Origin of the sequence: Pseudomonas sp. GOM6 (assembly GCF_029537485.1) — a bacterium.
Lineage (GTDB): Bacteria > Pseudomonadota > Gammaproteobacteria > Pseudomonadales > Pseudomonadaceae > Aquipseudomonas.
The window spans coordinates 90,721-102,514 of sequence record NZ_JARPUS010000006.1 but is presented as its reverse complement, the minus strand read 5'-3'; the positions used below and the strand labels follow the sequence as shown (position 1 = coordinate 102,514).

12 protein-coding genes and 1 tRNA gene are annotated in these 11,794 nt (G+C 56.1%); all 13 read right to left on the bottom strand.

Annotated features, from left to right (window positions below; genetic code table 11):
• Positions 1 to 191: 191 nt before the first annotated feature.
• The 13 genes from P7A97_RS09180 to P7A97_RS09120 all read right to left on the bottom strand — a co-directional run bounded on the left by P7A97_RS09180 (position 192) and on the right by P7A97_RS09120 (position 11,645).
• Complete coding sequence (locus P7A97_RS09180) at positions 192 to 1,583, bottom strand: ABC transporter ATP-binding protein (protein ID WP_277689632.1); 1,392 nt, start codon at positions 1,581 to 1,583, stop codon at positions 192 to 194.
• Entirely contained in the window at positions 1,573 to 2,391 is an 819-nt protein-coding gene (locus P7A97_RS09175) for an ABC transporter permease (protein ID WP_277689631.1), read from the bottom strand. Before P7A97_RS09175 ends, P7A97_RS09180 begins: the two co-directional genes overlap by 11 nt.
• The gene (gene rfbC, locus P7A97_RS09170) at positions 2,391 to 2,936 is read right to left on the bottom strand and encodes a dTDP-4-dehydrorhamnose 3,5-epimerase (RefSeq protein WP_277689630.1); all 546 of its coding nucleotides are present in this window, start codon (positions 2,934 to 2,936) and stop codon (positions 2,391 to 2,393) included. Before rfbC ends, P7A97_RS09175 begins: the two co-directional genes overlap by 1 nt.
• Positions 2,936 to 3,817, bottom strand: a complete 882-nt coding sequence (gene rfbA, locus P7A97_RS09165) for a glucose-1-phosphate thymidylyltransferase RfbA (protein WP_277689629.1) — start codon at positions 3,815 to 3,817, stop codon at positions 2,936 to 2,938. The genes rfbC and rfbA overlap by 1 nt, the downstream gene beginning before the upstream one ends.
• Positions 3,814 to 4,722, bottom strand: a complete 909-nt coding sequence (gene rfbD, locus P7A97_RS09160) for a dTDP-4-dehydrorhamnose reductase (protein WP_277689628.1) — start codon at positions 4,720 to 4,722, stop codon at positions 3,814 to 3,816. Before rfbD ends, rfbA begins: the two co-directional genes overlap by 4 nt.
• Positions 4,719 to 5,777 carry a dTDP-glucose 4,6-dehydratase gene (gene rfbB / locus P7A97_RS09155; RefSeq protein WP_277689627.1) on the bottom strand — a complete coding sequence of 353 codons (1,059 nt, stop codon included), beginning with the start codon at positions 5,775 to 5,777 and terminating at the stop codon, positions 4,719 to 4,721. The genes rfbD and rfbB overlap by 4 nt, the downstream gene beginning before the upstream one ends.
• A 4-nt stretch (positions 5,778 to 5,781) precedes the next feature.
• Positions 5,782 to 6,744, bottom strand: coding sequence for a glycosyltransferase family 2 protein (locus tag P7A97_RS09150; protein ID WP_277689626.1), 963 nt, complete (start codon positions 6,742 to 6,744; stop codon positions 5,782 to 5,784).
• 303 nt (positions 6,745 to 7,047) lie between these two features.
• Positions 7,048 to 7,123 (bottom strand) — tRNA-Thr (locus tag P7A97_RS09145).
• Between the two features lie 291 nt (positions 7,124 to 7,414).
• Positions 7,415 to 8,620, bottom strand: coding sequence for a methyltransferase (locus tag P7A97_RS09140; RefSeq protein WP_277689625.1), 1,206 nt, complete (start codon positions 8,618 to 8,620; stop codon positions 7,415 to 7,417).
• A 40-nt stretch (positions 8,621 to 8,660) separates the two neighbouring features.
• Positions 8,661 to 9,350 (bottom strand): ABC transporter permease, encoded by a 690-nt coding sequence (locus P7A97_RS09135; RefSeq protein WP_277689624.1) that lies wholly within the window; start codon positions 9,348 to 9,350, stop codon positions 8,661 to 8,663.
• Entirely contained in the window at positions 9,350 to 10,042 is a 693-nt protein-coding gene (locus P7A97_RS09130; protein ID WP_277689623.1) for an ABC transporter permease, read from the bottom strand. Before P7A97_RS09130 ends, P7A97_RS09135 begins: the two co-directional genes overlap by 1 nt.
• Before the next feature lie 58 nt (positions 10,043 to 10,100).
• Complete coding sequence (locus P7A97_RS09125) at positions 10,101 to 10,853, bottom strand: ABC transporter substrate-binding protein (RefSeq protein ID WP_277689622.1); 753 nt, start codon at positions 10,851 to 10,853, stop codon at positions 10,101 to 10,103.
• 18 nt (positions 10,854 to 10,871) lie between these two features.
• Positions 10,872 to 11,645 (bottom strand): ABC transporter ATP-binding protein, encoded by a 774-nt coding sequence (locus P7A97_RS09120; protein ID WP_277689621.1) that lies wholly within the window; start codon positions 11,643 to 11,645, stop codon positions 10,872 to 10,874.
• Positions 11,646 to 11,794 lie beyond the last annotated feature (149 nt).

Below are 11,794 nucleotides of genomic sequence, written 5' to 3'. Positions count from 1 at the left end.
TGAAGGAAAATTCCTTCTTAATGGCTGATGCTAGTCCCATGGATCGTAGATTGTTATGGCAACTTGAACAGTGAAACCCTTGCTGTCTATTTATATAGTTTACTTCGTGTTCGCAAAGTTGCCATGAGCTAACGAGTTCAGGCCATAGTACTTCATGGCTAAGGAAAGTATTGTTGCCGCAGACCGGGCATTCACTCAATGTGTGCTGTGTCATTGGCTGTCCTCAATGAAATTTTCTCAAATGGCACGCCGACTAGACCCCAGCGAACCCGACTGGAAGAGACGTTTAGTATTAATGCATCGTGTAACCAGTGATGCTGAACGTTAGCGTTTAACGTTCCGTCTGCTAGTGAGACCATGACTGCGTACTGGCCATTTGGGAGCATAGGTAAGCGAAATACAAACTCACTTTCAAAAGTTAAGCCTGCGTTGACTGGGCTAGGATTGAGATCAGTGAAGGGTAGCGTGTTCTCTCCAAATAAATCCTGACCCAGTCTATCTCTGACTAAGAAACCCAAGATGGGACTGTCCAAATCTTGAAGTGCTTTCGCAGTAATGACCAAGCGAACAGTCTCACCTCCACGGAAAACATCGGTAGACTGATCTTTTAGATTTTCAATACGGACAGAAATTATTTCAGCTGCGCCCGTTCTCCAGCCATTAGATTCATTTAAATGGTTGCTGATACGCATTTGACTATCGTAGTCGATGAGTGGGGCCTCACGTGGCTCGTCTACAGATTTTGTGCTCTCAGTAAAGGCATGATCTTTTGTAAGCGGTTCTGCGGTGTCTATTGTTTTTAGCTGTGCTTCTTGGCCATACACTTCTTGTAGTGTGTATTGAAGATAGTTATCAGCTACAATTTTAGAGTCGCTCGCTTGCCGAAGCTCTCCACGGTGAAGCCAGATAGCATGGTCACATAAATTAAGCACTGAGCTCATATCATGGCTTACAAAAATTAGAGTGCCGTGCTCTTTGAACTTTCGCAGAAACCGCATGCACTTCTGCGTGAACACCGCATCGCCTACAGCCAATGCTTCATCAATTACTAAAATTTCAGCATCTACGTGTGCAATAACAGCAAATGATAGGCGGACGTACATGCCGCTAGAATAGGTCTTGACTGGTTGATCTATAAAATCGCCTATGTCGGCAAAGGCAGCAATATCGCTGAATCTCTGGTCAATATCTTCTTTGCTTAAGCCTAGTACTGCGCCGTTCATATATACGTTTTCACGGCCAGTAAACTCGGGATTGAAACCTGATCCTAATTCAAGCAGCGCGGCAATACGACCATGGGTCTGGATGCCTCCAGCAGTCGGGCTGAGTGTTCCGCAGATGATTTGCAAAAGTGTCGACTTACCGCTGCCATTGCGACCAATGATGCCGACGGTTTCACCTTTCTTTACTTCAAAAGAAACATCTTTTAGGGCCCAGAACTCCCGAAAATATTGCTTTGACGGCTGACCAATGGCGCGCTGTATGCGCGGTAGGACGAATTGCTTGAGCCTGTCACGCGGTTGATCGTAGATTTGGTAGCACTTGCTAAGACTTTCGACCTTTATGGAGATTTCAGAGGACATCCGCGAAGCCCTTTCGTGTCTTTTGAAACCAGGCGAAGCCCAACCATGCTATGACTGAGGTGATAAGCAAGTAAACGCCTAGCATTGCAAAGTCTGGCGCTTTACCCCAAAAGAGTAAATCGCGTGCTTGTTCAATGATGGGAGTCAGGGGGTTCATGAATAACAAGTATCGATAGTTTTCAGGAACCGCCGATGCAGGATAGAAAATCGGTGAGAGGAACATTAATGCAGTTGTGACAAGGCTGATAAATTGCCCCACATCCCGCAGATAGACCCCCAGCGAGGCGAGTGCCCAACTCAATCCCATGATAAAAAGACCGAAAGGTAAGATTATCAGGGGAAGATAAAGCAGCGTGACATGCGGAGGGCCGAAGAAAATCATATATGCGATTAGCCAGGCACTAAGGCTCACCAGGCCATGAAAGAGCGCTGCACCTAAAGTTACCCATGGTAGGATTTCAAGTGGAAATACGACTTTTTTTACATAGTTTGTATTGCCTACGATGAGGCTGGGGGCTCGATTTATGCATTCTGCAAATATATTGAAAATCAGTAGGCCCGCGAAGAGCAGTAATGCATATTCAGTCTTGGATACGCTTCCTGCACTCCAGCGCGCTTGAAATATCACACTAAAAACAAGCGTGTATACCATCAACATAAACATTGGATTGAAGAAGGACCAAAATAGACCCATCATGGATCCGCGATAGCGTCCCAGTACTTCACGTTTAATTGATGCGTTGATAAGACTGCGATTCCGCCAAAGACTAGCTGTAATCTCACGTGGGGTGGCAGGAAAATTTAGCATTAGTAAAAAATCTCAGCCTGGGGCAGGGTCTTGGCACTTGCGTCCTTTTCGGAAAGTATTATATCCCCATCAAATTCCCAATTAATGCTAAGTTTCGGGTCGTTCCACAGCAGGCTGCGCTCATATTCAGGCGCGTAATAGTCGGTGGTCTTGTAGAGAAACTCTGCTGTTTCAGACAGCACTACGAAACCATGAGCAAAACCTTCCGGTACCCATAACTGGTTTTTGTTCTCTGCACTTAACTTTGCACCTACCCACTGCCCAAAGGTTGGTGAGCTTTTGCGTAAATCCACAGCTACGTCAAAAACTTCGCCTACGACAACTCTTACTAGTTTTCCCTGCGGCTGTTTGATTTGGTAGTGCAACCCTCGCAAAACACCTTTCGATGAGCGCGAATGGTTGTCCTGAACAAACTGTACTTTTTGTCCTACCAGTTCTTCAAATTGGCGATGATTGAAGCTTTCAAAGAAAAAGCCACGCTCATCACCAAAAATTTTGGGTTCGAGCAGGATTACCTCTGGAATTGCAAGGCGTTTCGCTTTCATTAGTAAATAGTCTCGTTGAGCAAGCGCTTGAGATATTGACCGTAGCCATTCTTGGCCAGTGGCTCAGCGAGATTTACTAGTTGCTCAGCGGTGATCCACTGCTGGCGATAAGCGATTTCCTCTGGGCAAGCCACTTTCAGGCCCTGGCGGTTCTCCAGGGTGGCAATAAATTGTCCAGCTTCCAGCAGTGATTCATGTGTGCCGGTGTCTAGCCATGCGTAGCCTCGGCCCATGATTTCCACGCTGAGTCGGCCTTGCTCAAGATACAGGCGATTGAGATCGGTGATTTCGAGTTCTCCACGCGGAGACGGCTTGAGATCTTTGGCTAGCTCCACTACTTGATTGTCGTAGAAGTAGAGGCCTGTAACTGCATAGTTTGATTTTGGTTGCTGTGGCTTTTCTTCTAGGGAAAGCACTTTCCCGTTGTTGTCAAAATCTGCTACGCCGTACCGCTCAGGATCATGCACGTGGTAGGCGAATACGCTGGCGCCATCTTCCCGAGCTGCGGCATTGGCTAACAGGTGATGGAAGTCATGGCCGTAGAAGATGTTGTCGCCGAGTACTAGGGCTGATGGCGAGTCGCCGATGAAGTCTTTACCGATGATAAATGCTTGGGCTAGGCCATCTGGCGATGGCTGCACGGCGTACTGAAGGTTCAGGCCCCATTGGCTGCCATCGCTGAGAAGTTGCTCGAAACGTGGCGTGTCTTGCGGAGTCGAGATGATCAGAATGTCGCGAATGCCCGCGAGCATCAGGGTGCTCAGCGGGTAATAGATCATGGGTTTGTCGTAGACCGGCAGCAGCTGCTTGGAGATTGCCAGGGTTGCGGGGTGCAGGCGAGTGCCGGAGCCGCCGGCGAGAATGATTCCTTTGCGTTTCATACGGTTCCTAATTCGACAAGTTCTTTGATCATGCGTTGTACATGGTGCTGCCATGAGGGCAGTACGAGCCCAAAAGTCTGCTGTAGTTTTTCATTTGCAAGGCGGGAGTTGGCTGGCCGCCTGGCGGGTGTTGGATATTCGCTGGTGGGGATGGGCGCGACGCGCTCGGGAGTGGTACTCAGCTTTGCCTCTAGGCGCATGGCTTCGGCGATTACGAACTGGGCATATTGATGCCAGCTGGTTTCACCGCCTGCAACTAGGTGATAGGTGCCCGAGCAGCGCTCTCGGAGAGTCGAGCTGTCAATCAATTTGCCCAAGGCTAATGCGGTTACATCAGCAATCAATTCGGCGCTCGTGGGGGCACCTATCTGGTCGGCGATGACCCGCAGCTCGTCTCGCTCTTTGGCCAGGCGAAGCATGGTCTTGGCGAAGTTGCTGCCGCGTGTGGCGTAAACCCAGCTGGTCCGAAAAATCAGATGGTGGCAGCCGCTCTTGCGGATAGCCTGCTCTCCTTCCAGTTTGGTTTGGCCGTAGATGCTTAGCGGGTCAGTGGCGTCGTCTTCCTTAAAAGGCTGGTCCCCGGCGCCGTTAAACACATAGTCGGTGGAGTAATGTACCAGCCAAGCGTTGGTTGCAAAGGCGGCGCTAGCCAAGGCATCAACGGCTTCTGCGTTGATGCGGCGGGCGTTGGCAATGTCACTTTCAGCTTTGTCCACGGCGGTGTAGGCACCGGCATTGACGATGATGTTGGGCCGTTCGTCATCGACTAATCGGGTAAGGCTTTCCAGGTCGCCCAGATCAGCGCGTTGGCGGTCACAAGTTACTAGAGCTCCCAGCGGTGCAAGTGCTCGCTGTAACTCCCAGCCGACTTGGCCATTAGCGCCGAGAAGGAGAATCTTGTTCATGAGTACTGCTGACCGACCCAGTCGCGGTAGGCGCCGCTGGTGACGTTCTCTACCCAGGTTTGGTTGTCCAGATACCAGCGCACGGTTTTGCGGATGCCCGTTTCAAAGGTCTCCGCCGGCCTCCAGCCCAATTCACGCTCAAGGCGAGTTGCGTCGATGGCGTAGCGGCGGTCGTGACCTGGGCGGTCGCGCACGAAGGTGATCTGGTCGCGATAGCTCTTGCCGTCGTCTCGAGGTTTTTCTTGGTCGAGGATGTCGCAGAGCGTATGCACCACGTCGATGTTGGCTTTTTCGTTCCAGCCGCCGACGTTGTAGGTTTCCCCCAACTGCCCTGCTTCCAGTACTCGGCGAATGGCGGTGCAGTGGTCTTTCACATACAGCCAGTCGCGGATTTGTTGGCCATCACCATAGATAGGCAGGTCTTTGCCCGCCAACGCGTTGTGGATAACCAGTGGGATCAGCTTTTCCGGGAAATGGTACGGGCCGTAATTGTTGGAGCAGTTGGTGGTTAGCACCGGCAGCCCATAGGTGTGATGGTAGGCGCGTACCAAGTGGTCGGAAGCGGCCTTGGAAGCCGAGTACGGACTGTTGGGCTCGTACTTGTTGTCTTCCCGGAACGCAGGGTCCGTGGGCTCAAGCGACCCGTAGACCTCGTCTGTTGATACGTGCAGGAAGCGGAAGAGAGTTTTGTCCGCTTCTCCCAGCGAGCTCCAATAGGCGCGTACGGCCTCCAGCAGGCGGAACGTGCCGACAATATTGGTTTGGATAAAGTCTTCCGGCCCGTGGATGGAGCGATCTACATGAGATTCCGCTGCGAAGTTCAGGATGGCGCGAGGGTGATGTTGGCGTAGAAGGTCGGCTACCAATTCGGCATCGCCGATGTCGCCCTGTACGAAGTGGTGGCGCGGATCTTTTTCCAGGCTAGCCAGGTTCTGGCGATTGCCGGCATAGGTCAGTTTATCGAGGCTTACGACGGTTTCATCGTTCTGTGCAAGCCAGTCTAGAACGAAGTTGGCGCCGATAAAGCCGGCGCTGCCTGTGACGAGAATGGTCATGAGTTCATATCCTATGAAGTACTGCTGCTGCGATCAGGCCTATTGTGCCCGGAAGCGTTTGACGATGAACGGCCGAGCGATGAATGAGCTTGAGCCTGCGGATCAGGGAAGCCTGTCGGCCCTGCTCGAACAAGCCGAGCGTTGCTTGGTTTGGGGGGGATAGCTGACTTTTAAAGAAAGAGAGTGCCCGCAGGTTGTCGTCTGTCCAGGCGCGAAAGGTGCCTTTGAACATTTTTCCCACCCGAATCAGACGGTCTCGCGGGCTGGAGTTCGCCCCCACTATATTTTTGCCGTGTTGGCGGTAACTGATGGTTGGGGTGGATGTGTAGAAAACATGGCCGCCACAGCCCGTTACCAGTATGTAGGTCCACCAGTCGTGGGACACGATGTGGGTGTCAGGTGGTGTCTGGCTTAGCAGCAGGCGGGTAGCTTGGTTGAACAGCATGGTATTGCCGCCGGCGATGCTCTGTACCAGCGCGTTTTCAAAGCATGGCGGCTTCTTGAACAGGGGGGAGAGGCCAATGGGCCGGTCGTGCTCGTCGATAAGCTGGGTGCGCGAGCAAGAAAGAGCAGGGATGTTCGGTGGCAGAGCGCGCAGTTGTCGAAGGCCTACTTCTAGGCGCTCAGGGTGCCAAAGATCATCTTGGTCGCAAAAAGCGAAGTAGGGTGCTCGAATTGAGTCTCTACGCAGAAGACTCATAAAGTTCTTGGCGAAGCCTTGCTGCGGCCCAGGAAGAATCACTAGGCGTTCACTGCCTAAACGTTGGCGATAATTTTCAAGGATATCGAGAGTGGAGTCGCTGGAGCCGTCGTCTGATGCGTAGATAGTCCAGTCTTGATGGCTCTGAGCCAGGAGCGAGTCGAGCTGGCGGGCCAGAAAGCTGGCACCGTTGTAGGTCGACAGCAGGATGGCGACGTGTTCGGCTGAGTTTGTGGCCTGTGCCGATGAAAAGGAAGAGCGGTTCAAGCCATTGTCTCCATTGGATCCATCCAATTTGCGCTGCATTCGTGCCAGCGCCGCACTAAATTTTCCAAGCACACTGGCAGGCTTGCTAATGGGAGGAGAAGGGCATCATGCGAATGCTGCATTGGCTGGAAAACGATTTCGTAAAATTCTTTGGAAAGACTGACTATGCAGCAGAAAACCAAGAAGTAGTAACTTGCATGGCTTATGTAGTCAATTGGTCGTTCGGTTAGGGCCCAGCATTGGTAGGTAGGCAAGAATTTTGCTAGTAAAAAAAAGCCCGCGAACACGTCGCGGGCTTTTGTATGGTGCCGGCACCAGGAATCGAACCCGGGACCTACTGATTACAAGTCAGTTGCTCTACCAGCTGAGCTATACCGGCGAAGGCGCGCATTATAACCATTGGACGGGCAGAGTAAACCCATAGCGGAGCAGAAGACACGGCGCTTGGGTATTAGTAGGCCAATGTTTATGCACAATCTAGAGCCACTTTCCCGGTCGCAGGTTGATTTCTGTGTAGGATCTCGCTGTTTTTCCTAAGAATCTGTTTTCTATGGCTATTTTATTTCTGGTTAGAAAGCGCGCAGTCGGCTAGGTGCCAGCTGGTATAGGCGCTGCAGCCGCTTGTGCAGACTTTGCGCACAGAGTTATCCACAGTTTCTGTGGGCGAGTGTCAGGGGCGTTCAGCTAGCATCAGCAGGTTGCGTGGAGTCAGGCTGTGGGGGCAGAAGGTGCCAAGACGCGTTTCGTAGCCCTGTTCTTGTAGGTACAGGGCGCGGTCGAGTAGCAGCCAGAGCTCCAAGGGGCGGCGGAACAGGTTGCGCAGCAGTTCGAGGTTGCGTACCTCGGCGAGGCGCTGCCAGCCGCGCTGCTCCAGATCGGACCAATCCGGCTTGCCATTTATGGCGAAACCCTTGAGTTGAACCAGGTCGTGGCAGTAGCTGGCGAAGTCCTTGTTCAGCCAGCTGACTGGCAGGGAGGGTGTGGGCAGGTAGTCGTCACTGCCGCGCTGCTCTCGTTGCAGCAGGTCGAAGGCGAGGCGGCGGGCCATCGACTGGTCGCGTTGCAGGCGTTGGCGGCGGCCGGCGGTGACGGTTTCACTGAGTGGCAGGCCCAGGTCGTCTCGGGACAAGTGCAGTGTGGATTGCCTGGCGGGTTGGGAGAGGGGCTGGTAGTCCGCTGCGGCTACGCGGTTGTAGCAGCAGGGGGCAACGGCAAGCTGCAGGCAGCCGGCGGCGCTGGCCAGTTGCAGCAGGCGTACGTGCAGGTCGCCGCAGGCGTGCAGGGCTACCGGGGTGTGCTCTGCGCTGAGGCTTTCTATGGCATTGTCGGCCAGCACATCTTGCTGCAGGTGTTGGGCATCTATTTGTGCGCGAGCGCTGAGTCGTTGCCCGGCGGCGACCAGGGCTGGGTCATATTCCAGGCAGGTCAGTGTGCCGCCTCGGTGGGCTAGAAGGCGGCCAAGATGGCCTTTGCCGGCGCACCAGTCCAGCCAGTGCTGCGGGGTCTGATCGAAGCTCAAGTGACTGGAGAAGGCTTCGATTTGCTGCCACTTACGTCCCGGTACATCGACGCTTAGGCGGGGGCTGGGCGAGGGCAGTGCTTGCTTCGGTAGCTCTCCGACATCGCTCAGCGCCTGCGCGGCGCGGGCCAGTGCGGGAAATGGTGCGGGGGCATCGAGCAGGTGCGGTTGGTTATGGCTGGCTTCGGCCTGTTCCAGGCTGCGGCTGCGTAGCCAAAGCGCCAGCTCGGGGTGATTCTGTTCCCAGGGCAGGCTCAGGTGTGTGAAGGGCTTGGGGCGCCACAGTTGCTGATGGGCGATGAGGAAGTCGTCCAGTGCCGTGAAGCGCTCAAGCAGGGTGGCGTTGGTGAGGATCATGGCGGTAGATCGCGCCCTCTCGGGAGAGAGGGCTATCTCATTAGCGGCCCTGGCAGGCGTCGACCCGCAGCTTGCGCTCGAGCAGACGGAAAGCGCGTACCAGCACGAAGGCGATGACCAAGTAGAACACCCCAGCAGCGAAGAAGATCTCCACCGGCAGGTAGGTGCGGGCGATGATGGTGCGCGACATGCCGGTCAGTTCCAGCAGGGTCACGGTGCTGGCCAGGGCGCTGGCCTTGAGCATCAGGATCACTTCGTTGCTGTAGGCCGGCAGGCCGATGCGCGCCGCGCGTGGCAGGATGATGTAGATCATCGCCTGGGCGCGCGACATGCCCAGCGCGCGTGCGGCTTCGACCTCGCCGGGCGGCACGGCCTGGATGGCGCCGCGCAGGATCTCGGCAATATAGGCTGCCGTGTGCATGGTCATGGTGATGACGGTGCACCAGTACGGATCACGCAGGTAGGGCCACAGCGGCCCTTGGCGTACGGCGTCGAACTGGGCCAGTCCGTAGTAGACCAAAAACAGCTGCACCAGCAGCGGAGTGCCACGGAAGAAGAAGATGTAGCCGTAGGGCAGGGCGCGTACATACCAGTGTTTGGAAGCGCGGGCGATGCCCATGGGGAGGGCGAGGATCAGCCCGGCGACGACGGCGACGGCCACCAGCTCGACCGTCAGGGCAGCGCCTTCGAGCAGCTTGGGCAGGTACTTGTAGATGACTTCCCAGTTCATCAGGCGCTCCGGACGAAGCCGCGGCTGGCGCGCTTCTCAAGCAAATGCATGCCGATCATGGCGATAACGGTCAGGCCAAGATAGATGAAGGCGGCAGCTAGATAGAAGGTGAAGGGTTCCTTGCTGGCAGTCACGGCGATCTGCGAGCGGCGCATGATCTCTTCCAGGCCGATGACCGAGACCAGGGCGGTGTCCTTCATCAGAATCATGAACAGGTTACCCAGGCCGGGCAGGGCGATGCGCCACATCTGCGGCAGGATCAGCTTCCAGAGGATGCGGCCTTTGGACATGCCGAGGGCCATGCCGGCTTCGCGGTGGCCTTTGGGGATGGCCAGGATGGCGCCGCGAAATACTTCGGTCGCATAGGCGCCGAAACACAGGCCGAGGGCGATGGTGCCGGCGGCGAAGGGGTTCAGTTCCAGGCTGCCGACGCCGAGGAACTCACCGAGCGCGGCCAGGCCCTGGACGGTGCCGAAATAGATCAGCAGTACCCAGAGCAGCTCGGGTACGCCGCGCACGATGGTGGAATAGGTGCCGCCAAGCCATTGCAGTGGCTTGTACGGAGAGGTCTTGGCCAGGGCGCCGAGCAGTCCGAGCACCAGGCCGAGGCACAGGGCGGACAGGGCCAGCTGGATGGTCACCAGCGTGCCGGCGGCGAGGGCGGGGCCGAAGCCGTGTAGGTCTAGGGTCATCTGAGGGCTACTGCAGAAGGACTGGCGCCGCCCAGGAGGGCGGCGCTAGCCGGTTGCATCAGTAGATGCTGAACGGGAAGTACTTGTCGTTGATCTTCTTGTAGGTGCCGTCTTCGACGATGCCTTTCAGGGCGGTGTTCAGCTTCTCGCGCAGCGGATCACCCTTGCGTACGGCGATGGCGATCTTGTCGTTGTCGAATACCGGGTCACCCTTGAACTCGAAGTCCTTGCCGGCGTCGCTCTTCAGCCATTCCCAGTTGACGAACTTGTCGGCCAGTACGCCGTCCAGACGGCCGGAGGACAGGTCGAGGTAGGCGTTTTCCTGGGTGTCGTAAAGCTTGATCTCGACGGTGTCGGCCAGGTTGTCTTCCAGCCAGGTGCCGGCGATGGTGGCGCGCTGGGCGCCGATCACCTTGCCTTTCAGGCTGGCTTTGTCGGCCTTCAGGTCGCTGCTTTTCGGGGCGATGAACTGCAGTTTGTTGGTGTAGTAGGGATCGGTGAAGTCGACGGCCTGCTTGCGCTCTTCGGTGATCGACATGGAGGCGGCCAGGAAGTCGAATTTCTTGGCGTTCAGGGCCGGGATGATGCCGTCCCAGTCGGACGTGACCACTTCGCACTCGGCGCCCATCTTGGCGCACAGGGCCTGGGCGATCTCGACGTCGAAGCCGCCGACCTGACCGCTGGCGTCGATCAGGTTGAAGGGCGGGTAGGCGCCTTCGGTGCCGATCTTCAGTTTGTCAGCGGCTACCGCCTGGGCGCCGAAGGCCAGGGTAGCGGCCGCGGCCAGCAGGATCTTCTTATAGTTGTGCATGCGTGATTGCTCCGTTTTTCAGTGATTGCTGGACATGAATTGTTTACAGCGAGCCGATTGCGGGTTGGTGAAGACCTGTTCGGGCGGACCCTGCTCTTCAACCAGGCCCTGATGGAGGAACACTACTTCGCTGGAGACCTGACGGGCGAAATTCATCTCGTGGGTGACCAGCAGCATGGTGCGACCTTCCTCGGCCAGCGCGCGGATCACATTAAGCACTTCCTGTACCATTTCCGGGTCGAGGGCCGAAGTCGGCTCGTCGAACAGGATCACCTTGGGTTGCATGGCCAGGGTGCGGGCAATGGCGGCGCGCTGCTGCTGGCCGCCGGAAAGCTGGTTGGGGTAGACGTGGCGCTTGTCGGCGATGCCGACCTTGGCCAGCAGCGCCTCGGCCACCTCGGTGGCCTCGGCCTTGCTCTGGCCGAGCACGCGGCGCGGTGCCTCGATGATGTTGTCGAGCACGCTCATGTGCGGCCACAGATTGAAATTCTGGAAAACGAAGCCGATCTCGCTGCGCAGGCGATTGATCTGCTTGTTGTCGGCGGCGATCAGCTCGCCGTTCTTTGCTGCTTTCAGCTTGAGCTCTTCGCCAGCGACCAGGATCTGACCCTGGTGCGGGTTCTCCAGCAGGTTGATGCAGCGCAAGAAGGTGGACTTGCCGGAGCCGGACGAGCCGAGGATGGAGATCACGTCGCCGTCGCGGGCGGTCAGCGAGATGCCCTTGAGCACTTCGAGGTCGCCGTAGCGTTTGTGCAGGTTGCGGATTTCCAGCGCGGGCGTTGCCTCGGCCATGGGGGTTCCTCTTCTTATACGGATGCGCTCCGGCGGCTGGGGTCTTCCTGACGTGCCGGTGAACCTAGCATAGCGCCAGCATCAGAGCCAAGCCGGTGGCGGCCTGTGCATGGCACTGTCGGTGCTGGTTGTCGCATCGTGACAGTTGC

Bases quoted from the DNA above. Each gene is read 5' to 3' on its own strand.
- P7A97_RS09180 (WP_277689632.1), bottom strand. From the start codon at position 1,583: ATGTCCTCTGAAATCTCCATAAAGGTCGAAAGTCTTAGCAAGTGCTAC.
- P7A97_RS09175 (WP_277689631.1), bottom strand. From the start codon at position 2,391: ATGCTAAATTTTCCTGCCACCCCACGTGAGATTACAGCTAGTCTTTGG.
- rfbC (WP_277689630.1), bottom strand. From the start codon at position 2,936: ATGAAAGCGAAACGCCTTGCAATTCCAGAGGTAATCCTGCTCGAACCC.
- rfbA (WP_277689629.1), bottom strand. From the start codon at position 3,817: ATGAAACGCAAAGGAATCATTCTCGCCGGCGGCTCCGGCACTCGCCTG.
- rfbD (WP_277689628.1), bottom strand. From the start codon at position 4,722: ATGAACAAGATTCTCCTTCTCGGCGCTAATGGCCAAGTCGGCTGGGAG.
- rfbB (WP_277689627.1), bottom strand. From the start codon at position 5,777: ATGACCATTCTCGTCACAGGCAGCGCCGGCTTTATCGGCGCCAACTTC.
- P7A97_RS09140 (WP_277689625.1), bottom strand. From the start codon at position 8,620: ATGATCCTCACCAACGCCACCCTGCTTGAGCGCTTCACGGCACTGGAC.
- P7A97_RS09135 (WP_277689624.1), bottom strand. From the start codon at position 9,350: ATGAACTGGGAAGTCATCTACAAGTACCTGCCCAAGCTGCTCGAAGGC.
- P7A97_RS09130 (WP_277689623.1), bottom strand. From the start codon at position 10,042: ATGACCCTAGACCTACACGGCTTCGGCCCCGCCCTCGCCGCCGGCACG.
- P7A97_RS09125 (WP_277689622.1), bottom strand. From the start codon at position 10,853: ATGCACAACTATAAGAAGATCCTGCTGGCCGCGGCCGCTACCCTGGCC.
- P7A97_RS09120 (WP_277689621.1), bottom strand. From the start codon at position 11,645: ATGGCCGAGGCAACGCCCGCGCTGGAAATCCGCAACCTGCACAAACGC.